The 24,091-nt window shown below is 36.5% G+C and carries 15 protein-coding genes; 14 read left to right on the top strand and 1 reads right to left on the bottom strand.

The window, feature by feature from the left end; genetic code table 11:
* Positions 1–82: 82 nt before the first annotated feature.
* The 14 genes from IPH11_19545 to IPH11_19480 all read left to right on the top strand — a co-directional run bounded on the left by IPH11_19545 (position 83) and on the right by IPH11_19480 (position 23,319).
* Entirely contained in the window at positions 83–2,197 is a 2,115-nt protein-coding gene (locus tag IPH11_19545; GenBank protein MBK6915744.1) for a hypothetical protein, read from the top strand.
* A gap of 16 nt (positions 2,198–2,213) precedes the next feature.
* Positions 2,214–4,328 carry a T9SS type A sorting domain-containing protein gene (locus tag IPH11_19540; GenBank protein MBK6915743.1) on the top strand — a complete coding sequence of 705 codons (2,115 nt, stop codon included), beginning with the start codon at positions 2,214–2,216 and terminating at the stop codon, positions 4,326–4,328.
* A 210-nt stretch (positions 4,329–4,538) separates the two neighbouring features.
* On the top strand, positions 4,539–6,407 hold the full coding sequence (locus IPH11_19535) for a right-handed parallel beta-helix repeat-containing protein (protein MBK6915742.1): 1,869 nt from the start codon (positions 4,539–4,541) through the stop codon (positions 6,405–6,407).
* A 57-nt stretch (positions 6,408–6,464) separates the two neighbouring features.
* Positions 6,465–8,225 carry a T9SS type A sorting domain-containing protein gene (locus IPH11_19530; GenBank protein MBK6915741.1) on the top strand — a complete coding sequence of 587 codons (1,761 nt, stop codon included), beginning with the start codon at positions 6,465–6,467 and terminating at the stop codon, positions 8,223–8,225.
* Between the two features lie 205 nt (positions 8,226–8,430).
* Complete coding sequence (locus IPH11_19525; GenBank protein MBK6915740.1) at positions 8,431–9,084, top strand: hypothetical protein; 654 nt, start codon at positions 8,431–8,433, stop codon at positions 9,082–9,084.
* An 8-nt stretch (positions 9,085–9,092) separates the two neighbouring features.
* Positions 9,093–9,767: a hypothetical protein gene (locus tag IPH11_19520; GenBank protein MBK6915739.1), complete on the top strand. Its 675-nt coding sequence runs from the start codon at positions 9,093–9,095 to the stop codon at positions 9,765–9,767.
* 51 nt (positions 9,768–9,818) lie between these two features.
* A complete protein-coding gene (locus tag IPH11_19515) occupies positions 9,819–12,431 on the top strand; it encodes a T9SS type A sorting domain-containing protein (GenBank protein MBK6915738.1) in 2,613 nt (870 codons plus the stop codon).
* A gap of 193 nt (positions 12,432–12,624) precedes the next feature.
* A complete protein-coding gene (locus tag IPH11_19510) occupies positions 12,625–14,202 on the top strand; it encodes a hypothetical protein (protein MBK6915737.1) in 1,578 nt (525 codons plus the stop codon).
* Complete coding sequence (locus IPH11_19505) at positions 14,199–17,006, top strand: TonB-dependent receptor (protein ID MBK6915736.1); 2,808 nt, start codon at positions 14,199–14,201, stop codon at positions 17,004–17,006. The genes IPH11_19510 and IPH11_19505 overlap by 4 nt, the downstream gene beginning before the upstream one ends.
* Positions 17,006–17,983 (top strand): PorV/PorQ family protein, encoded by a 978-nt coding sequence (locus IPH11_19500; protein MBK6915735.1) that lies wholly within the window; start codon positions 17,006–17,008, stop codon positions 17,981–17,983. Before IPH11_19505 ends, IPH11_19500 begins: the two co-directional genes overlap by 1 nt.
* Positions 17,980–19,068, top strand: a complete 1,089-nt coding sequence (locus IPH11_19495; GenBank protein MBK6915734.1) for a hypothetical protein — start codon at positions 17,980–17,982, stop codon at positions 19,066–19,068. The genes IPH11_19500 and IPH11_19495 overlap by 4 nt, the downstream gene beginning before the upstream one ends.
* On the top strand, positions 19,065–21,362 hold the full coding sequence (locus tag IPH11_19490) for a T9SS type A sorting domain-containing protein (protein ID MBK6915733.1): 2,298 nt from the start codon (positions 19,065–19,067) through the stop codon (positions 21,360–21,362). The genes IPH11_19495 and IPH11_19490 overlap by 4 nt, the downstream gene beginning before the upstream one ends.
* A gap of 128 nt (positions 21,363–21,490) precedes the next feature.
* Entirely contained in the window at positions 21,491–22,900 is a 1,410-nt protein-coding gene (atpD, locus tag IPH11_19485; GenBank protein MBK6915732.1) for a F0F1 ATP synthase subunit beta, read from the top strand.
* A complete protein-coding gene (locus IPH11_19480) occupies positions 22,900–23,319 on the top strand; it encodes a F0F1 ATP synthase subunit epsilon (protein MBK6915731.1) in 420 nt (139 codons plus the stop codon). The genes atpD and IPH11_19480 overlap by 1 nt, the downstream gene beginning before the upstream one ends.
* A gap of 57 nt (positions 23,320–23,376) precedes the next feature.
* On the opposite strand, the gene IPH11_19475 is transcribed toward IPH11_19480, so the two are convergent.
* Positions 23,377–23,985, bottom strand: coding sequence for a superoxide dismutase (locus tag IPH11_19475; GenBank protein ID MBK6915730.1), 609 nt, complete (start codon positions 23,983–23,985; stop codon positions 23,377–23,379).
* Positions 23,986–24,091 lie beyond the last annotated feature (106 nt).

Here is a 24,091-nt window from a genome sequence, read left to right as displayed (position 1 = left end):
TTTATGCATAGCTAAAGAAAATCGTATTTTACAAATGAAATATTTATGAGTAATTATTTTAATTGAATTCAATATTTAAAGAATGAAGTTATCCACAGTAATATTCCTTTCTCTGATTCTTATCACTTCTAAATTACAAAGCCAGGATCAAAATAATTTTTTAGTTAAAATAACCGATGATGATAATTCCAAATTCACAAATGTTGGAAATATTGGACTAACTGTTACAAATTTTGGAACTTACGGACACGGTTTCTCACTCTGGCCTCAGCAGCCTTCGTGCGAGTATCCTTCAGGCAGCGGCATAGAACATATCTTTGACGGAGGTCTCTGGATTGGCGGTTTTATCAGTAATGATTCACTTAGCAATGGAAGAGTAGGACCATTTGTTACAACAGGCGCAGTGGATGCAGCATCTGTTTCAGCTCGGGGTGGTGGGTTTGAATTTACTAATGATCCAGGCATTTTAGTTCTCGAAAGATCAACTCTGCTTGACTCAAGATTTTTCGATCCTTTTGCAATTTCGCATCAGGATTTTGTGATGGACTTTGTAGATACAAACGAAACTCTTTCAAACGGTGAATTGATTATTGATCATACTCCGCTTGGAGTAAAAGTTCACCAAGAAAGTTATGCTTGGAATTTTCCATTCGCTGATTTTTTTGTTATAATGAATTATACAATTAAAAATGTGACTGCTAAATTTATTGATAGTGTTTATGTAGGTTTATGGACTGATGCAGTTGTTCGCAATACAAATATCAGTTCGCCTCGCGGCTCTGCATTTTTTAATAAAGGAGGAAACGGTTACAACGACTCATTAAAAATCGCTTATGAATTTGATGCTACAGGTGACATTGGTTTTACGGACAGCTATATTGGAATTCAATACCTCGGTTCAACTCCTGCCGGAAATGATTTTATTTTTAATGGCTCGGATACATTATCAACTGTAAACTTTGTGAGCTGGCAATTCAGAAATACTGATGACCCAAATTTCTTTGCGCCGCAAGATGACTTTCAAAGGTATGATAAAAAACTTCGTGGATATTTTGGCGGAAGCAACAGGTACAACGACGGAATAAATCCGAATGATTTGAAACTTCCTTCCAATAGATCAATGCTTATCTCAAAAGGTGCTTTCCAGTCAATCGCTCCGGGTGATTCTATCAATGTTGTGTTTGCAATTCTCTGCGCTAAAAAATTTGGAGACGATGCTGCTTCACTTGACACGGAAGAGCAAAAGAAAAATTTATTCTCAAATGCCGACTGGGCTTTAAGAGCATATTTTGGCGAAGATAGAAATAGAAACAATATTCTTGATGCCGGTGAGGATTTAAATGCCGATGGGATTATTACAAGGTTTGTTCTTCCTTCACCCCCCGTCGTTCCTAAAGTTAAAGTTGTTCCGACGAGTAACTCTGCAATTCTGTATTGGGATAAAAGTGCTGAAACATCTATTGATCCTATTTCCGGTAAAAAAGATTTCGAGGGCTACAGAATTTATCGCACACAAAGTGGATTCGATTTGAATCTTCAGAGTGATATTCTTTCATCGCTTTCACTTGCAGGTGAGTTTGACAGTACTGATAATGATATAGGTTTCAACACTGGATTCCAATTTATTATGCTTGATGAACCTGTTACTTTTTCAGGCGACACCACAAAGTATTTTTACAAATTTGAATTTGCGAATTTACTTAATGGCTGGCAGTATTTATTTGCTGTTTCAGCATTTGATGAAGGTGATTCGGAAAATAATCTTGAAAGTTTGGAATCAAGTTCGCTTGCTTCATTGCAAAGAATTATTCCCGGCACGCTGGCTTCTACTGATGCAAATCTTGAAGTTGGAGTCTATCCCAATCCATACTACGGAAATGCTATCTGGGATGGAAGTTCTGAAAGGTTAAGAAAAATTTATTTCTTTAATTTACCTGCTGAGTGTGAAATTACTATTTACACCCTTGCAGGTGATGTTGTTAAAAGAATTTATCACGATCAACAAAGCAACGGCTCTGATTTACGATGGTTTGAGACTTATGCAAGTGATGACAAACAGATTATGGCAGGGGGAGAACATGCGTGGGATTTAATCAGTGAAAACGACCAGGCAATTGCAACCGGGCTTTATCTTTTTTCAGTGAAAAATAATTCCACTGGAAATATTCAAACAGGAAAATTTTTAATTGTTAAATAAAATAGGAGTAATAAAAATGAAAATAATTTACTTGGTAATTCTGATCGGTTTGTTTACATCAGTCTCTTTTGCGCAATATCCGGAAATTTCTATTCGTGATATTCAATACCAGGATCCTACAACCTTAATTAATTATTTTACCGATGATCAGGTCTCACCTTACGAAGGTGATACGGTAACAGTAACCGGTGTTGTGATGTGTGCGCCATACAAAAGTAGATTTTTTAGCCCTGATAGTGTGATCATGTTTGTCGGCACTGGAGCAGCAGGATTTTATTTGCAGGATACAAGTCTGACAGATTGGTCCGGAATTTTGTTGCGTCAGGATCCATCACTCGGACCTCCATTCAGCGATCTTGATTCAGGATTTGTTGTTAAAGTTACAGGTGTGGTTAATGAATACAGCACTTCAACGCAAAAGACAACACAATTTAATGTAATAAATTTTTCTGCTGATGATGTACTAGGAATTCAAGAACGACCTCAAGCTGTAGAATTGACATTAGATTCATTAAAGGTAACAGGCACTGATGATAACTTAGCTATTTCTGAAAAATGGGAGGGGGTTTATGTTATCATTCGAAATGTTTCTACATTTGATAGAAATTCCGGGACTGGAAGTTTCAGAATACAAGATGGTAATGGAACAAAGCTATCAATGGGAACTAAATCAGATTATTTTTATTCTCCTGTATCCGGATTTGTTCCCCCTACCGACGGATCAATACTAAATTACATTCGCGGTTATATTGAAACACGCAGCGCAGGCTCCGGCGGAATTACTATCAATCCAGCTTATCCTGACGATATTGAAGTTGGAACTTTCCCTCCTGTAATCTCGAATATTACAAGGGATATTGTTGAAGTTGGCTATGGGCAGCCTGTTACTGTCACATCCTTTATTCGCGATGTTGACGGCACAGTTATATCAGCAAAATTAAAATATAGAGTGAACAGCAGTGCAGTTCAGGAAGTTGATATGACAAATATTAGTGACTCCACTTTTACAGCAGTTATCCCCGCTCAAAGCGATTCATCAATTATTGACTATTTTATTTGGGCGATTGATAATGAAAATAATGAATCGCAAAACCCTTCCGATACTTCGAGCAATAGATATTTTTATTTTGTGCTTGATCATCTAATAACTATTCAGCATGTTCAGTTCAGCCCTTATGGAAGCGGCTTCAGTGCTTATAATGGATTTGAAGTTACAGTGAATGGAATTGTAACTTGTGATACAACAGATTTTGCGAGCTATATTTTTATTCAAAATGGAAATGGTCCCTGGAGTGGAATTAGAGTAAATGGAACAGAGACTCTTGTATTAAGGAAGGGGGATTTAGTCGAAGTTACAGGCACAGTTGGCGAGTCATTTAGTATGACTCAAATATCCGGGATTGATGATCCTTCACAATTTAATTTAATTTCAACCGGAAATGCACTTCCTGATGCAAGTGAGATTTCAACTTCTGAAACTGGTACATTTGGTTCGGGAACAATCTCGGCGGAGCAATGGGAGGGTGTACTTGTTAAGTACTCCAACATTACTATTACTGATGAAAATGCCGAAGGTGATCCTGGCCCAACTGGAAACGGCAGCAGCAATTTTGGTGAAATATTTATTGCAGACGCAAGTGGAATAAATACCCGTGTAAATCTTGATGATTCACAATTATCTTATCATAATTTTTACGATTCAAGTTTAGTTGATCAACCCGTTCGCTTGCTTGTTGGCGATCAGTTTGAAAGTTTAAGCGGAATACTTCTTTATACTTTTGGAAATTACAAACTTGACCCCCGCAGTGATGATGACTTTTCTGGCTACATCCCCGTTGCGGTTGAAAACCAAAATAATACTGTACCGGAAAGATTTGAGTTAAGTCAGAACTACCCAAATCCGTTTAATCCATCAACTATAATTTCATTTTCAATTCCTAAAGAAAGCAATGTAATTCTGAAAATCTTTAACATTCTTGGTGAAGAAATTAAAACGTTGGTGAATGATGTGAAAACTGCTGGTAAATATTCAGTTTCATTTGATGCTTCAGGTATTTCTACCGGAATTTATTTTTACAGTCTATCTGCCGGTGACTTTAATCAAGTACGTAAAATGATTTTATTGAAGTGATTTCTAAAATATGATAAGTAAAAAAGCAACAATAAATTATAATTAAATTAAAGGCAGTCAAATTTGGCTGCCTTTTTATTTTATGAAATAAATGTTTTGGTTGGTGATATAAAATTGAAATACCTCTAATAAAATTTTTATGATTAATGCATTTAACGAATCTTATTCCTAAATTCTTCCTGTAAATTTTTATTACTTTGAGGTGCAATTATGAAACCAAAAATATTCCTTCCTCTCCTGCTTTCATTCTACATTCTAAATTGTACATTGTACATTGACGCGCAAGCGACTGTCCGTTACATAAGCCCTACCGGCAGCAGCACCCCGCCCTACACAAGCTGGGAGACCGCCGCCGACAGCATTATGGAGTGCATTAACATCTCCGTCTTTGGTGATACTGTTTACGTAGCCAACGGCACTTACAAAGAGCAGGTAGTTATGATTCCCGGTTTATCTCTAATTGGCGCAGGTATGGATAGCTGCGTGATTGATACGAGGGAACTTGTAACGAGTACAGGATTTATTTCTGTTGAAGTTAAAGATAGCTGTCTCTTTAAGGGATTTCAGATATTGGTTTACTACGATACTGAAATGGGTTATGGTTTTGCTGGTAGCGGAAATAGTTTGGTGGCTCTTAACAGAATAACAAATGCAAGGTATGGGGCTTATGTAGGGTATACAGGAGAGCAGGTTCCTGTTGTTTACAAGAATATTTTCGAAAATGTTCACACTGGTGTAGAATTGTTCAATTCAAGTGCAATCATAAGAGGTAATAGTATTTTTACTGATATGGAATTTAGGGGAATAAACATTGGTGCATTTTTCTCAACATATACACCTCTTATTGACTCTAATTATATTGTGGCAGGATTGCAGGGGATAGCTATGGTATTTGGAACTAAGGCTACAATAAATAATAATACAATCTTTATTGACGGTCAAACTTCATACGGTATTATCGGCGGCAATATTGACACAGTATGGATTCAGAATAACACTGTTACTACTGAATATGCTAGAACTGGAATAAGCAATTTCGTAGATCCAGCTTTTAATTATAATAATTTTACAATTGGTAATTTTAGTTTTGCAGGTATTACTGCTGGAAACTACAATATGGTTGTAAATAACAATGTTATGAACAGTTTAAAAGGATTTACTGTTCAACCCGAGCAAAATCCTATATTTAGATATAACAACTCCTGGAATAATCCCGTCAATTATAGTGGATTTACTCCAGATAGCACAAACCTCTCCGTTGACCCAATGGTAGTAAGTGCGGACAGTAACAACTTTCATTTACAGAAGTTTTCTCCTTTAATTGACACCGGTGATCCAAACATTCTTGACCGGGATGGAAGCAGAAGTGATATTGGTCTCTACGGAGGTCCCTACGGATGGAGTTACACTTATAATGATTTAGCACCCCGTCCTCCGCATAATCTTACTGCTGTTGTTGAAGACGGGTTAATAAAATTAACGTGGAATAAAAACACTGAAGCAGATTTTTCACATTACAGAATCTACCGCGATACGGTAACTAATTTTATTTACGACACAACAAAGATAGTTGGAATTACAAGCGACACTTTATTTTATGATAATCTCACAATAACAAACACAGAGAAAAAATACTATTATTTACTCACAGCATTTGACAATCAGAATAATCAATCAGAGCCGAGTGAAGAAGTAACTGTAACAATAACAGGATTGACTGAACATCCCCCAATAGGCGATGATGGATTTAGGCTGTTAAGTAATTATCCAAACCCATTTAATCCCTCAACAATAATTCCATACAGATTAAAAGAGCCGGGATATGTAAAACTCTATGTGTATGATGTAAAAGGAGAATTAGTAAAAACCCTTGTAAATCAGTGGCAGAATAAAGGCTACTATGAAGTAGTATTTCAACCCAACACAGAAGAAAGAGAAAGAGCAAATAGTTATGAAGTACCGATGGGACCATATTACAGTGACATAGCCACAGGCATTTACATTTATCAAATAATGGTAAAAGGCGAAGGAGACATTCCCGTTTTCTCAGATATGAAGAAGATGATATTACTGAAGTAATTTTTGTAAATATTTTATAATTTGATAATGGATAAATTCAATACAATGAGGTCTTCTATGAAAACAAAAATATTCCTTCTTCTCCTGCTTTCATTGTACATTGTAAATTGTACATTGTACATTACTCTCGCCACCGTCAGGTACGTTAGCCCAACCGGCAGCAGCACCCCACCCTACACCTCCTGGGAAACCGCAGCCGATAGCATTATGGAGTGCATTAACATCTCCGTGTTTGGAGATACCATTTACGTTGCCAACGGCACTTACATCGAGAAAGTTACTATGATACACGGCTTAACAATGATTGGAGCAGGAATTGATAGCTGCATTATAGATACCAGAACGATATCACAATTTAGTGATTTTAATGCTATTACTATGAAAGATGAGTGTATAGTCGAAGGTTTCCATATAATAGTTAGAAGTAGTATTGGTGGGAATACAGGTATTTTGTCAATACCAGGACCAGAAGATTCCTTAGACTTTCAGGGGAAAATTATGAATAACAAAATAAGTATGGCTGGTTATGGCATTAGCAGTGATAATTCTTTTTTAACAATTAAAAATAATATAATTGAAGATGTTAGTTATGGAATAGACGTATTTGGGTTAGATACTTCAGTGCTCGATACTATCTATAATAATTATTTATTTCAAATAAAAACTAGCGGCATAAGCACAGCCCTTGCAGGTCGAGGTATTATTTTTAATAATTTAATAGAAATGACTTCTACTATAAACCAAGGCATATCTACTGGTAGTTCGGGGACAAGCCAAGTTTATAACAATTTCGTATTAGATTCATACGTTGGTATTTCTGTTGGGGCAGTTCCGGATCAAGCAGTTTGTAATATTGTATCGAACAATCTTGGTTACGGCATTTGGTTCTCGGAACAAAGTATTGTAAATAATAATATAGTGTTGGGAGTACAGAATGGCTATTATTTATCTGATGGGATACAAAATATTTATTTTAACAATGCTTGGAATTGCGATTATGGGTATTATAATTTTACACCCGATAGTACAAATCTTGAAGTAGATCCAATGTTAGTAAACGAGGATAGTTTAGATTTTCATCTTCAGAAATATTCTCCTATGATTGATGCAGGCGATCCTTTAATTTTCGATAAAGATGGAACAAGAAGCGACATCGGTTTTTACGGAGGTCCTTACGGAGAAAGTTATAGCTATTTAGATTTAGCCCCACGTGTTCCTGTCAATTTAAACGCAACACTTGACAGTTTAACAGTAGGGATAACCTGGAACAAAAACACAGAAGCAGATTTTAATCACTACAATGTGTACAGGGATACGACAAAAAACTTTATAATAGATTCCACAAACCTTTTTGTTTCAACAGACAGAAATAACTTAATTGATTTTCTTCCCGATTACTTGGAAAAGATTTACTACAAACTAACAGCAATAGATAATCAAGGCAACGAATCAGAACCCAGCGAAGAAGTTGGGTTTATCCTAACATCCATCACCGACAACAAACAAACAATCTCAGACTACCGACTTTACCAAAACTACCCTAACCCATTTAATCCATCAACAAAGATAAGTTACAGACTAAAAGAGAGAGGATACGTAAAACTTTATGTATATGATATCAAAGGAGAGCTTGTTTCTGTCTTGGTTAATCAAACACAAGAAGCAGGATATTACGAAGTAGATTTTAACGTCAAAGGTCAAACGTCAAATGTCCAAAGTGATTTGGCAAGCGGCATTTACATTTATCAAATAATGGTACGGAATGAAAAAGATATTCCTGTGTTCACGGATATGAAAAAAATGCTGTTAATCAAGTGAGACGAAAGAAGAAAAACGTGAAACGTGGAAGACAAGAAGCAAGAACCTGAATTAAAAACTCAAAAAAAAATGAAGCGATTCAACAAATTAACAATTAAGCAGTTTAGCAATTTGACAATAAAACCCCCATCCCGCAGAAATACGGATTGGGAATAATAAATAATAACTAATAAATATTAAATTAAAAATCATTCGGAGGTATAAAATGAAACGAGTTAAACAATTCTTGTTCCTTTTAATCTTTTTCTTTTACATTCCGTTTAATGGGTTCCTTGCGCAGGTAATAACACCGCCAACTCAATTCCCTTATGGTGTTTATCTTTCTAAAGGAGATTCATTAAATCAGGTAACGTACGAGTACGTGGATGATCTTGGTATGAATACAGTAATTCAATACGCAAATGGAGATAACGCTGCGCTTAAGGATGTACTGAATAAATATAACCTGGTTGCAATAAAGAATGACTCTCAAAACGACGCAGTTGCTTATTATTCAGCGGGGTATTACACAAAATGGGAAGCCGAGGATACAACAAAGAATGAACTTGAAACAGGAATAAAAGCTGATTTTGGTTCTGCTACGAACTATTCCAATACTGCTTGTTGGACAAGTGGAACAGACTTAGATAATACAAATAATATTATGCTCAGAGGACCTCAATACAGGCAGGATAAAAAATACTCACCATGGTATATGGATGAACTTCTGCAGTATAATCTACGATTTAATGTTGCAGTTTCAACGATAAACGGTATAACACCCGAGCCTACCGATCCCGTGTGTAAAGTATCAGTGATATTTACCTACATAAATGATCAAGGGATAACGATTGATTACCCATTGAGGGAGCAGAGTTAACATTATATGTGAGTTCATTTACCGGTGAATCATTTGAGCCTTTTGAAATAGTTTATTCCTACCCTCCGGAATTTGAACAATATAATTCGAAAATGGAGGGATTAAATCAATATGAACTGCTGGATTATGATGATACATACCCAGGTACAGGAATTCAGTTCAAGGTTACCTGGTTTGGAAATAAGCAGTTATATGTTGATAACTTCCAGGTTTTTGATGAGCGTATCGGAAGCAGAATTGTTGACCTTTACCCACAGGTAGTTTTCGATATAACGTCATTTGCAAATAAATATAATGACTGGGATAATATAAAATATTTTTTTAATGTAAGTGAACCGCAGACAATTGACCGATACACTCCGATGAAAATCGTAGATGATATTCTTGAAGCTATGAATAAGCCAAAAGGTATTGCAGAATTTTTTCCTCAATGGAATGGGTGGAGAAATGGGGATAGGACAATCTATAAATTCAAAGAGATGGCAAATCCTGAAAAAATAATGATGGAGTTCATAACTTTCGTTGATGGTAAACAAATGGAAGAGATGTACGAATACCAGAGGTACCTATTAACAGAACTATCGGATGTTAATCCCGTCTTTTGGCACGAATCATTAATAGCCGAACCGACCTTACCAGATGGAAGCAAGTGCTGGTTATATTCACCGCCCCAGAAAAGTTAAATGCTTCAATTATGCTTTCACTATCATTTGGTGCTAAGGGGTGTTTTTTGGATGTTGACATCCACCGATTTAAAATATGAAGTAAATTGTAATAACAACGTATGGTACAAAAATATTCTAGACGAAAATTATTTACCTAACGAACCTTTATATAGTTATATAAAAAACGATCTCTCTCCAAGAATTAATGGAGTATTGGGCTTAACACTAATGAACTTGTCATATTCTGGAAATGATCTAATGCTAAGAGATGTAACTCATCCGTTCATAGAAGATTCTTATTACACTAATATTCCTTACCTCAGTCTAACAAATAATCCCGTTAACAATCCAATCAACTCAACCTTAAACTTTTTTGCTACAGATTTGGATACAGCCGGGCATTCTCAAAACAATTACTTTTTATTGTCAAACTTAATTACTGATGGCAGCCGGGTAGCAGAGATGAATGTGCAAAGCGCTGAAGGTGTTGAAGGCAGATATAAGAATACAAGACTAAGAAACATAGAACCGGAGAATAATTTTGATATAACATTTTATGATGATACTACTGTTACTTACACTTTCCCCGCCGGCGAAGGTTACCTCTTTCAAGTTGCACCTGTTGTACTTTACGGCGGCAGACTTCTTTATAACGAAACCGTTGATGGGGGCTGGACATTAAATGACGATATGATAATAGAGAACGGCGCTACTTTAACTGTCACCGGGACATATTCTTCCAACGCAAACATAACAGTTAAAGCAGGCGGCTCAATAAAAACAGTTGATGGCGGAAGCATAATTTTTTATAACGGGAAACAGCTAATCATAGAAGGTCTGGCTACAGTTAAAGGAACAATAACAAACAAGCTGACGCTTGATTTTGTATCACCGGAAAACGAAAACGGTATTTTAGTTAAGTCAGGCAGCGATTTTACACTTTCAAACTGCATAGTTAAAAACGCCGAGATAAGTGTAAATGGTTTAGCTGATTTATTACCACATCAGTTCGAAAATCTAAACATTAATAACACAACTTTCGATAATTGCAATTCGGGAATTGCTATAACAGGTAACGTGGTTGTTGATCTAAAGATTAAACAGTGTTCAATCACAAATTCACAAACTGCTGTTTCATTGACTAACCTGAACAAAGGCACTATACAATCAAACTTCATTAATAACTCGGAGTGCGGTATAATACTAAACCAATCATCAAACATTAATGTAGTGGGCAATAGCATTTCTTCCTCTCAAAATGAACTGCCCGGAATCGAAATGATCAGTTCCGGAGGAACAATAAGGTTAAACACTATCTCCGGTCACAGTACAGGATTATTACTTGGCGGCTCAAGTCAAAAGATTGGCGATAACACAATCACCGGACATCTGATCAATGGAATTTATGTCGGGGCAAATTCAAATCCAGATTTAAGAGCGATGTTGGGAGGCAACCCTCCCAATCAATATCCTATATCCGGTCATAATGAAATTTTCAACAATGGTGGGTATAATGCACTTGGGAACAATGAAGATGATGGATCGGAGATATATCTTTCAATAACGGGCAAAATAAAACTTGCCGATGGCTGTAACCAAATAATGGATGACCGTTTACCGGACTTCGCTTTTCTTGATACAACATTTACACTTATGAATGGAGATACCACTACACAGGTTAAAGCAGACACCAACTCCTGGGGAACGACTAACGTAGGAGATCCTGCAGGAAGATTTGGAATATTGAATGTGCAGTATATTCCTTACTTGACAGAGCCGTGCATAATTCCGCAGGGCGGTGGACTGATGATAATCACACAGACTGCATCCGGTGAGGTTATAGATACGGTTTATTCCACCGGAGAAGTTGTATCAGATGTCGAGGAAATAGATTTACTTTATGCACAAGCAGATGAATTATACTTTACGGCAAAGTTCACTGAAGCAATTGTATTATACAATCAGATCATAACAGATTACCCGGATGATTCAAGAAGTATTTATGCATACATAGCATTATACAAAATCAATAAAACTCAGAATGCAGACAGCACAGTTTTGAATGATCTGCGGGAAGTTTATAATGAAAGGCTCACGCAAGTAACCGACACAACTCTTATCAGAACAATAAGTCATCTTTCAAACTTATGTTTGGTAGGAGTGGAGAAGTACAATGAAGCAATAAATGAGTTTGATGATATAGTTCAAAACAACCCTAACACAAACGAAGCATTCTTTGCTGAGATAGACGCATTGACCACATCATATCTGTTAAGTCTTTCAGGTCAAACATTGGGGAAAACAGCAAACACAAATTATTTAGTAAAGAGCAGCTCAGACTACCATTCAATGCTAAATGATAAAATGAAACAAAAATTTGGCAAACCAACTTTACCCGAAGAAGAAAAAATAATACCTGAACAATATTATTTATATCAAAACTACCCCAACCCATTCAACCCAACAACTTCAATAAAATTTGATCTTCCACAAGCAGGAAATGTTGAACTAATTATTTACGACATACTCGGCAGAAAAGTAAAACAACTCCTAAACGAAACAAAACCCGCAGGCACTTACGAAATAACTTTCAACGCAAGCAAACTTGCAAGCGGAGTTTATATCTACACAATCAAATCAAATGATTTTACTGCTTCGAAAAAATTAATGTTGCTGAAGTAAAGTCAGACATCAAATGTGATATGTCTAAAGAAAAATTCACACTTGATATTAAAGGCAGTCTTAGCGGCTGCCTTCATAAATATTTAATTATCTTAATAAAAACTTAACTTAAATATTTTATAACTAAAGATGTTCATTGAAACAGAATTATTAAATTGAAGTAGTGATTAAAAAATATTTCTTTGGTTTGTTATTGAATTCTAAAATTACTACATACTTGTTCTACATACTTGGTATAACAGCGGCGATCGTAAGCACCGGTTGTTATGATGAGTTAGTTAATAATCCAAATACGAATAACTCACCTGAAACATTTGTGTTTTTGTATCCGGATAGTTCAATCAGCGGACAAACAAGCCAGCTAACTGTAAGTTGGTGGGGGGATGATCCTGACGGATTGATAATCGGATATTATTTCAAATGGGTTGGCATTGATTCTCTCTGGACATTCACCACAAGCCGTGACAGTACATTCTCTTTACCCATTGGCACTATTGACACAACTTTCGATTTTCAAGTATCAGCAGTGGATAATTATGGCAATGGATTTTATGATGAGGACATCATTCAAAATCAGATTGATTATGGAGCTGAACCTTACTCAGATTCAAACGGTAATGGATTCTATGATCCAAACGAAAAATATTTTGATATTGGGTTGATAGACCCCACCCCTGCTTCTACGAAATTTCCAATAAAAAATTCCACTCCCCAAATTTTCTGGAGTGATCTGTCATTTCTGCCTGACACATCATTTCCTGTTATGACATTCGGCTGGACGGCAAGCGATCTTGATGGCGAAAGTTCGATTACAAATATCAACATCGCGCTTAATGATACTAATAATTTTATTTCGCTCAGCGGCTCAACACGATTAATAACTTTACGGATAGTTGATTACAATGCTTTGAATCCGATGATGGAAATTCTTATCAACGGCTCGGAGTTAAATATAAATCCTGATGATTTGCCTGGAATTAATTTAAACAATGATAATAAAATTTATATTCAGGCTGAAGATATTTCCGGGGCAAAGTCTGCTTTTATTTCTCTGCCTGATTCTAATAGTACCTGGTTTGTAAAAAAGCCAACAAGCGAATTTTTAATTGTAGATAATTATGAAGTATCGGATTTGAATAATGATATTTCAGTCAAAAATTTTTATAACAATGCATTCAATCAAATTGGAAGCGGGTTACTTACCGGCAAACTTAATACACTTGATATTGCAGGAAGCACACTTCCTTATGAGAGTGTGACTTTTCCTGAAACAATAAAATTATTTAATTACGTTTTCTGGTATTCTAATTCAAAACCTCGTATGGATTTACTTAGTTTAACTACAAATAAATTTGTTGATGGGGGCGGCAAGATTGCTATGTCATTAACTTTTGAAGACTCCACTTCCGTTTTTCAATTTGATGTCCCAACGATACAAGGCTTTTTACCAATTGATTCACTTGGTCAGGATAGGCCTGTCGGATTTGTTTTTAGTGGAACAGTATTTCCATCCTCTCCAAACTTAGATTATCCATCGTTAACAATTTCTAGTACTGTTTCTTCATTGCGAACTTATTATCCAAATCCCATCACTGCTCAAAAAGTTTACGATATTTCTGCTTCAAACTTGAACGGTAATATTGGTTTTAAAACGAATGATGATAATTTATTTTTTATAGGTATTCCGCTTTTTCAAGCTGACGGCGGGGATAGTAATGTAATCCCATTACTCGAAAAAATTTTTATTGAGGATTTTGGGTTAACGCCGTGAAAAGTTTACTTACCATATTGTTCGTCTTCATTTCTGTTTCAATCATTGCACAGGAGAGGGGAAATCTTTCGGGTAAAATTATGGATAAAGCAAATGGTGAATCTTTGCCGGGAGTGAATGTAATATTAAAAGGTACTTACTACGGTGCCGCGACTGACATAAATGGTTCATTCAAAATTGAAGGAGTTTCAGCTGGGAATTACACACTTGAAATATCATTCATCGGCTATAAAACAGTACAGTTTACAGGTGTTGAGATACTTCCGAATAAAACAAAACACTTTGATATTGAAATGGAAGAGTCTGTTCTATCACTTGGACAGGAAGTTGTTATTATTGGTGAAAAACCCTTGATGGACGTTGAAGAAACACAGAGCAAGCGAACGATTTCAAAAGAGGATATTGATGTTTCTATCGTTGAAAATATCTCTGATTTAGTCACTCAACAATCCGGGGTGGTGAACACAGATAACTCAATACACATTCGCGGCGGCAGAAGTTATGAAAATGCTTTTCTTCTCGATGGTGTTTCTGTACAGGATCCTCTTGCTGGAACCGGGTTTGGATTACAATTAAGTGCGAGTTCGATCGAAGAGGTTGAGGTTATCACCGGCGGTTTTAATGCTGAGTTTGGGCAAGCAACTTCAGGTGTTGTGAATGTAAGAACACGGGAGGGTGGAAATAAGTTCTCAGGTTATTTTTCCTATAAGCGGGATAATTTTGGAGAAAGAAATTCGTACAATATATTCAACACGGATATTGCTGAAGGAAATATCAGCGGTCCAGAACCGTTCACAACTTTATTATTACCTTCACTTGGATTAAATATTCCCGGCGAGGTTTCTTTTTTTGCAAGCTTTTATGGCGGCATTACTGATGGAATTACTCAAGGGTATTTTAAACCCGTCGCAAGTCAGATTGTAAGCACAACTTTTGGCGGAACAACCTTCGCCCCACGTGCTGAAAACAATTGGTTCTGGCTTGCGAAATTAACTTACAAATATTCACCGACAATTAAATTTAATTATTCATTTAATCAGTCAGTTAACATAAATCAAAATTCTCAGTCACTTCAATCAAATCTTGAATATATTGAACCAACCCCCGGCTATCACTATTCATTTCAAAATATTTTAGATGAAGCGAATACTTTTACTCACAATAATATTTATCACACATTAAACTTAACGCATACATTAAATTCGCAGACATTTTATGAATTAAAATTTGGATATTATTACACGAATCTTCGCGCGGATGCAAATGGTAAAAACTGGTACGATTTCATTGAACCAAAAGACATTACAAGTTTTCCAATTCAATATTATAATATCGACGGTGATACAATAGGCGTTATTCCCGGCGATGGATTCTGGGATGTTGGCTCTCCATTTACCTGGCGTGATCACTACCTCGAAGAATATTCTTTACGCGGCGACATAACGAGTTTCTTTGATGAAAAAAATAAATTCAAAGCCGGCTTCAATTTTCAATTTCAGGAAATGCAGGTTATTGATATTTACAAACCCTGGATAGGTGAACTTGGTTTGAATAATGATATTTACAAAACATATCCTGCTCTCGGAGCTTTCTATGCTCAAGACAATATTAATTTTTCAGGGATGATACTCAACTTTGGTTTAAGATTAGATTATTGGTTCCCCGGAAAATATGTTGACGATGCGATTAACAATCCTGATGTTGTCACGATTCCTGATGAGACGAGACAAAATTATTTAGATGATACATTTAGCTGGTTCGGTAACAGAAAATGGAAAGCAAGATTAAGCCCCCGCCTTGGAATATCGCATCCTGTATCGGATAATCAAACACTATTTTTCTCTTATGGTCATTTTAGTAAATGGCCCCGCCCGCAGTTTGTTTATGCTAAATTAGATCCTCTGAATGCTCAATCATCTTTTCAGAAATTTGGAAATCCCAATCTAAATCCCGAAACTACTGTTGCTTATGAACTCGGCTTGAAGACTCAATTTTCCAATGACGATGTACTTACTATTACGACTTACTATAAAGACATTTTTGATTACGTAAGTACACGAAACGCAATCATTACTTCGGCACGATTTGCAACAGAAAGCTTTATCACTTATGTGAATTCTGATTATGCCCGATCGCGCGGTTTAGAAATTGAATACAGAAAAAGAATCGGCAGATGGTTTAACGGCTCTGCAAATTTTGCTTATGCAATTGTTACAGGTAAAAGCTCCTCCGTTGATGAAGGCGTACTTGTACTTCGCGGTGATTTAACTGAATCTATTAAAGAAGAATTTCTTGCGTGGGATAGACCAATCACAGCATCAATTTCAACTAATTTCTACGTCGAAAAAGATAAACCCATTTTTGAGTTTGCCCCTGGCTTTCTTGATGACTATAATATTTACATTCGTGCGTTTTATCAGTCAGGTAAAAGATACACCCCCGCCGTTTTTACAGGTGCTTATGACACACAGGGAAGACCTGAGTATGAATTTCTTGTTAGTGACCGAAATAGTAAACTTGGTGATGACTGGTTCTGGATTGATCTTAATTTTGAAAAATATTTTTCTTTTAATGGAATAAAAATTTCATTCAACATTGAAGTAAATAATTTACTTGATACAAAAAACTCTGCAATAATTAACCCTGTTACCGGCAGCGCTTATGAGTTTGGTGATGCAGTCCCAAATTCATGGAATGATCCGCGTTTCCCTGATTTGCAAGCACCGATTACCCCGTATCCTTTGAATCCTGCCCGCTATCTAACAAGAAGAAATATTAAATTTGGAATCAGCCTGCGTTTTTGATGAATAAAATTATCACCATATTATTTTTATTTTTTATTACAGCGAATTCGTTCGGACAACTTTTCCCGGTTCTTGGAGAACAACGAGCAGGTATTTCGACTGCAACATTTCTCAAAATTGGTGTAGGAGGCAGAGCAACATCTCTTGGAGATGCATTTGTGGCAGTTGCAAATGATGCAAGCGCTCTCTACTGGAATCCAGCCGGTCTGGTGCAATTCGCTGATAATCAAATTATCTTTTCTCATAATCAATGGGTGGTGGATATAAATCATGATTTTATAGGCGGGGTTTATCACCTTGATGAAACAAATACTTTTGGAATTGCCTTCACTTCTTTATCTATGCAGGACATGAAAGTAACTACCGAGTTTGCGCCTTTTGGAACGGGGGAGTATTTTGGGTTTAGTGATCTTGCTATTGCAGTTTCTTATGCAAGAAAAATGACTGATCAATTTAGTTTTGGCGGAACTCTAAGATATATCGAAGAAACTCTCGACAAATTAAAAATGCGTGGTGTAATGATTGACCTCGGAACTTTTTATTGGACTGGACTTGGTTCAACAAGGTTTGCTGTTGCTGTATCAAATTTTGGAAATCAGTTAGCGCCTGATGGTGAAGTTATACTTATTGGGAACAGAAAAGAATCCGAATGGCAGGCATTCTCTCCACCTACAATTTTCAGAATCGGTTTTGCTTTCGAACCATATACCGATGAAGAAAATTCTATTACCTCCTCCATTCAATTGAACCATCCGAATGATAACAGTGAAAATCTTTCACTTGGATTTGAATATAGCTGGACAAAAACCTTTTACGCCAGAGCCGGCTACAAATTCAATGTGGATGAACAAAACTATTCTTTTGGCGCCGGTATTTTTTTCCCTTTAACCATAGCAAATTTTAATCTCGACTATTCTTATGCCAATTTTAATCGGCTTGGCTCGGCACATCGGTTTTCAATAATACTTGGTTTATGAAAATAAATTATAAAAAAATATTATTACTCATTTCACTTGCTATTCTTGTTTATAGTTGCGGTGAAAAATTTGATTTGAATGAGTTCAATCTTAGTGATGGAAATCCAAATATTGGAGGTGATACTGTTTATATTCAGCTAAACCCTGTCTGGGAAGGATTTAATAAACCACAGGACATCATTGTCGGCAACGAACCTTTTATTTATGTCGCCGACACGGAGAACGACAGGATCGTTATGCTAAACCTTGATGGACGAATTCTGGGTACACGTACAATCGAAAAACCAATCGCTTTAGCTCAGGATTTTCAACTGAACCTGATCGTATCTGCTAAGTTTGATACGATTGTTAATGGAATTTCCCAAACGTACAATGCAATTTATAAAATAGATCTTGCTTCGGTGAATCATCAAATAGAAATGGCTCCAATTAACAGACTGCTTCCAAAATCTACTTCTGATTTGAGCAATCCGGATCGCGAATATAAAGGCGTTACTGTTTTTTATGATAATAGTTTTGTAATCGCCAGAACAGGACCAAAAAATTCTTCTTTAAGTGATCCTGATAATTCTTTGCTTCTTTTTAAAAAGCAAATAGATAATAACGGTGCAGAGAGAGACTCATTAACCGGTCGTATTCCCGGGCTTGATCCGCTTGGTGGGGGCATACCTTCTGCCTATGGCATTAGTTCGATAAAATCTTTCAGCGGGAATACTTTTGATTTGATTTTTACTCTTACAGGATCAAATGCATTTAAAGCACAATGGTTAGAATATATTGACTCGCGTGAATTTACCGGTTACGTATCAAAGTTCACTTTATCCGAAAATGATTTTATGCTGCCAAATAGATTTTCAGATCCGGAAGGATTAACTATTGATGCAGCCGGAAATATTTATGTAGTTGATTCTGAAAAGGACAGCATTTACAAATTCAATTCTTTCGGAGATCAACTTCTCTCCTTTGGCGGGCAAAATCTTTTTAATCATCCGCATGCTGCGGCGCATTTCGATAAAACACTTTATATAGCTGATACAGAAAATAACAGAATAATTCGATTCATACTTTCAACGGACATTCAATGAAAAAAATACTAACCATCATCTTTCTATTTTTTAATTCTCTAATTTATTCACAAAGCGTTCCCATTGCGGAGATCAGAGAGAACGATGCTAACGGCGTTCCAATTCATCTTGGCGAAATATTTACCGTATCGGGAGTGGTGGGGTCAAGCAATCAGTTTGGTTCAAGCGGACCTGGTTCAATTCATGATGAATCGGCTGGAATATCTGTCTTTGGTAATGGCTTTGCTGGACAAGTATCCATCGGCGATTCGGTTACCGTTACGAGCACTCTTTCGCATTATAATGGATTGACTGAATTTGATTTTAATGCAGCCGGATCGAGTTTCATAAATCATGGTCAAGCTTCTCTGTTTGATACTACTATCGTTACTATTTCTCAAGTAATTAATCAGGAATGGAACGGACTTGAAATTTACGAAGGCAGATTAATCAGAATAAATAATGTTACAATCACCGGTTCAGGAAGTTTTACCGGCAGTATGAATTATCCAATATCCGATGGAACTGGAAATATGGAACTTCGCATTGATGGAGATGTAACCTCAATTATTGGCACTCAAATTCCGACTATTCCTGTTGATCTCATTGGCATTCTCGGACAGTTCGATCAGGCGGCTCCGTATAATTCCGGCTACCAAATTCTGCCAAGATTCATTTTAGATATTGCTTACGATGGAACTCCATTAATTCTTGAACCGGTGTTCGCTTCAAATATTGATACATCCTCCTTTACTGTATATTTTAACACAGCACGAAATGGAAACGGCAAAGTAAAATATGGCTTGACAACAGAACTTGAACAGGATTCAGTCGTGATAGATGATGATACAACTTATCACGTTGTTCCTATCGAAGGATTAACTCCGGGGACTCTTTATTATTTCCGTGCATATTCCAGTAACTATGTTGGTGAGAGCAGTAGTAATTTATACTCAGTAACAACAAATTCAACCGACTCCACAACAGGAACTATAAATGTATATTTTAATTTTAGTATTGATAGCTCCATATCGTTACCGGGAAATGTAGCTAAAGGCAATGTGGTTTTTAAAGATAAACTGATCGAGAGAATCAATGCTGCTGAATATTCGATTGATATGGCTCTTTATAGTTTTTCAGATATGCCTGATGTTGCTAATGCAATTATTCTTGCTAAAAATCGCGGTGTAAAAATCCGTGTTGTTTATGATGATCGTACAACACAAAATAGTATGCAAAGTTTAATTGATGCAGGAATCTCTGTTTTAAAAAGAAACGATCCCGATGGAATTATGCACAATAAATTTTTCGTCTTTGATGCCAGAGATGCAATATCAAATAACGATTGGATATGGACAGGTTCATGGAATGTCACACTAACCGAATCAACCTGGAAAAACAACGTAGTTGAAATAAATGATCCGGCGATTGCAGCAGCATATAAAATTGAATTTGAAGAAATGTGGGGAAGTTCAACCGATACTCCTAATGAAGCAAATGCTAAGTTCGGCAGATTTAAATCAGACAACACTCAACACGAATTTATAATTGGGGGAGTTCCAATTTATTTATACTTCAGTCCCTCTGACGGCACAACGAATAAAATAATTAATATCATCAACTCGGCAGATGATGATATTTTTATGGCTCTGTATGTGATTACTCGTGATGATATTGCCTCTGCAATTATCGCAAGAAATCTCAGCGGCGTTGACGACATTCGCGGAGTGATTGATCAACCCACAACAGATGGTTCTGAATTTGCAACTCTTCAGCCTTATGCCGAGATGCTTGAAAGCACGGGAGCTACACTTCATCACAAATATTCTATTATAGATGCTTTAATCGAAAGCAGCGATCCGATTGTTGAAACTGGTTCGCACAACTGGTCTTCTTCTGCAGAGAATGATAATGACGAAAATGTTTTGATCATTCATGATTTTAAGATTGCAAATCTCTATCTTCAGGAATATAAAAACAGATATAATGAATCCGGCGGCATCACAGATTTTGTTTATGTTACAGACGTTTACGATAATCAAATATCAGAGTTTGGTTATCATCTTTATCAGAATTATCCCAATCCATTTAATCCAATCACAACGATAAGGTTTGAAATTCCTTATGCACAAAAAATTAAACTATCCGTCTTTGATATACTTGGAAGGGAAGTCAAAATTCTTTTTGATGATGTAGCACCTCAAGGAATCATTACAGTGGATTTCGATGGAAAAGATTTATCAAGCGGAGTTTATTTCTATAAAATTCAAACAAATTCATTTACGGATGTAAAAAAACTTATTTTTTTAAAATGATTCAGTATCGTTCGATGTAGAGATTATTTTTAATCCTCAAATTTAGATTTTAAGACTACAATTTGTTTGTATAAACGACATTCAATAGCTAAATTTACAACTCAAATTTTCAATTCATAAGGTTAAGAATGAGCGAATTACAAGGCAAAATTATACAGGTTATTGGACCTGTTATTGACATCGAATTTGAAGCAGGCAAGCTTCCTAAAATTTATAACTCCGTAAGAATTCCAAGAGTTTCAACCGAAGGTGTAAAGGATGAACTGATCGCCGAAGTTCAACAGCATCTCGGTGAAGATAGAGTTCGAACTGTAGCAATGGATTCTACCGACGGTTTGGTTAGAGGAATGGATGCTTTTGATAACGGCAGACCAATTTCTGTTCCTGTCGGACCGGAAACACTTGGCAGATTAATAAATGTTATCGGAAATCCGATTGATGGACTTGGCGCTATCAATACAAAAAAATCTTATCCTATTCACCGCCCATCACCTGCATTTAAAAACCTTTCAACAAAATCTGAAATGTTTGAAACGGGAATCAAAGTTATTGATCTTATAGAGCCTTACTCAAAAGGTGGAAAGACCGGATTGTTTGGCGGTGCGGGTGTAGGTAAGACAGTTATCATTCAGGAATTAATAAACAATATTGCACAAGAACATGGTGGATATTCAGTTTTTGCCGGGGTAGGGGAAAGAACCCGCGAAGGAAACGATCTCTGGCTTGAAATGAAAGAATCCGGTGTAATAAACAAAACTGCTTTGGTTTTTGGTCAAATGAATGAACCACCCGGAGCGAGACTTAGAGTGGCATTAACAGGTTTAACTGTTGCAGAATATTTCCGTGATGAAGAAGGTAGAGACGTATTATTATTCATTGATAATATTTTCCGTTTTACGCAAGCTGGTTCTGAAGTAAGCGCATTGCTTGGGCGTATGCCTTCTGCAGTTGGTTATCAGCCTAATCTTGCCACAGAAATGGGCGCATTACAGGAAAGAATTACTTCAACAGATAAAGGCTCAATCACTTCAGTTCAAGCTATTTACGTTCCGGCGGATGACTTAACTGATCCTGCCCCTGCTGCGGCTTTTGCACACCTTGATGCTACTACGGTACTTAGTCGTCAAATTTCAGAACTTGGTATTTACCCGGCAGTTGATCCTCTCGATTCTACATCAAGAATTCTTGAACCAGGCATTCTTGGTCAAGAACATTATGACGTTGCAAAAAACTGTAAAGAAATTCTACAGCACTATAAAGATCTTCAGGATATTATAAATATCCTTGGAATGGATGAGCTTTCTGATGAAGATAAAATTGTTGTTCGCCGGGCAAGAAGAATACAAAGATTTTTCAGCCAGCCATTCCATGTTGCTGAACAATTCACGGGATACAAAGGTAAGTACGTTAAGCTTGCCGACACAATTCGCGGATTCAAAGGGATTATTGATGGTGAGTACGATGACCTGCCTGAGAGTGCGTTTATGTATGTTGGAACTATAGAAGAAGCCGTCGAAAAAGCAAAGGCGATGAAATAATGTCTGGTTTATTTCTCGACATCGTTACTCCTTCAAAAACTATTTTCTCCGGCGATATTAATTCTATTATTGTTCCGGGTACAAACGGGAGTTTTCAAGTATTAAAAAACCATGCTCCGATTATCAGCACCTTTGAAATTGGTGTATTAAAAATCGAAACTGTTACAGGTAAAAAATACTATGCAACGGGGGGCGGCACTATTGAAGTCTTGAATAATAGAATTCAAGTTCTTGCCGATTCCTTGGAAGCAATTGATGAGATTGATTTTACTCGAGCCGAATCAGCGTTAAAGCGAGCTAAAGAAAGATTAAGTAATATTAGTAGTCAGGAAAAAATTGATGTTGCAAGGGCTGAAGCTGCAATGGCAAGAGCATTGAATCGAATCAAGTTAGTGTCAAAACATTCAACCGAGAATTAGAAAAATTCAAAAAAAAGGGTCTTCAGAGACCCTTTTTTGTTGTCTATGTCTAAACTATTATTTTGCGAGAGAAAATCTTCGTGCTACTTCATCCCAATTAACAACGTTCCACCAATTTTCGATATAATCAGGACGCTTATTCTGATACTTTAAATAATAAGCATGTTCCCAAACATCCAAACCAAGAATAGGCGTACCTTTTAATTCTGATATATCCATCAATGGATTGTCCTGGTTCGGGGTTGAGCCAACTGCCAATTTTCCATTTTGTATCACAAGCCAAGCCCAGCCTGATCCGAATCTTGTTGCGCCAGCATTTGCAAAGGTCTTTTTGAATTCATCGAAAGATGTGAAAGAGCTTTTAATAGCTTCTGCAAGAGCGCCTGAAGGTTGTGTTTGTCCACCACCTTTCATTACAGTCCAAAAAAGTGAGTGGTTATAATGTCCGCCGCCGTTATTTCTTACCGCCATTGGATATTTTGAAATTGAAGCCATTAAATCTTCTAGCGTTTTTCCTTCTAAATCCATGCCTTCAAGGGCTTTGTTGAGATTAGTAACATAAGCATTGTGATGTTTTGTATGATGAATTTCCATAGTCAGTTTATCTATATATGGTTCCAACGCATCGTACGAGTAGGGAAGTGAGGGTAGTTCAAATTTTGACATGAGTTTTGTTCCTTCATTATTTTTATAAAAATTATTTAATTGCTTTGAAAGTGAATTAGCAGCAGGCAAAAATGATATTGCTCCAACAGTCTTTAAAAATATTTTT

This window comes from Ignavibacteriales bacterium (assembly GCA_016709155.1).
Taxonomy (GTDB): domain Bacteria; phylum Bacteroidota; class Ignavibacteria; order Ignavibacteriales; family Ignavibacteriaceae; genus JADJEI01.
This window is presented reverse-complemented; position numbering and strand designations above follow the sequence as displayed.

Excerpts from the sequence above, each read along its gene's own strand:
- IPH11_19545 (MBK6915744.1), top strand. The coding sequence starts at position 83 with ATGAAGTTATCCACAGTAATATTCCTTTCTCTGATTCTTATCACTTCT.
- IPH11_19540 (MBK6915743.1), top strand. The coding sequence starts at position 2,214 with ATGAAAATAATTTACTTGGTAATTCTGATCGGTTTGTTTACATCAGTC.
- IPH11_19535 (MBK6915742.1), top strand. The coding sequence starts at position 4,539 with ATGAAACCAAAAATATTCCTTCCTCTCCTGCTTTCATTCTACATTCTA.
- IPH11_19530 (MBK6915741.1), top strand. The coding sequence starts at position 6,465 with ATGAAAACAAAAATATTCCTTCTTCTCCTGCTTTCATTGTACATTGTA.
- IPH11_19525 (MBK6915740.1), top strand. The coding sequence starts at position 8,431 with ATGAAACGAGTTAAACAATTCTTGTTCCTTTTAATCTTTTTCTTTTAC.
- IPH11_19515 (MBK6915738.1), top strand. The coding sequence starts at position 9,819 with ATGTTGACATCCACCGATTTAAAATATGAAGTAAATTGTAATAACAAC.
- IPH11_19500 (MBK6915735.1), top strand. The coding sequence starts at position 17,006 with ATGAATAAAATTATCACCATATTATTTTTATTTTTTATTACAGCGAAT.
- IPH11_19495 (MBK6915734.1), top strand. The coding sequence starts at position 17,980 with ATGAAAATAAATTATAAAAAAATATTATTACTCATTTCACTTGCTATT.
- IPH11_19490 (MBK6915733.1), top strand. The coding sequence starts at position 19,065 with ATGAAAAAAATACTAACCATCATCTTTCTATTTTTTAATTCTCTAATT.
- atpD (MBK6915732.1), top strand. The coding sequence starts at position 21,491 with ATGAGCGAATTACAAGGCAAAATTATACAGGTTATTGGACCTGTTATT.
- IPH11_19480 (MBK6915731.1), top strand. The coding sequence starts at position 22,900 with ATGTCTGGTTTATTTCTCGACATCGTTACTCCTTCAAAAACTATTTTC.
- IPH11_19475 (MBK6915730.1), bottom strand. The coding sequence starts at position 23,985 with ATGTCAAAATTTGAACTACCCTCACTTCCCTACTCGTACGATGCGTTG.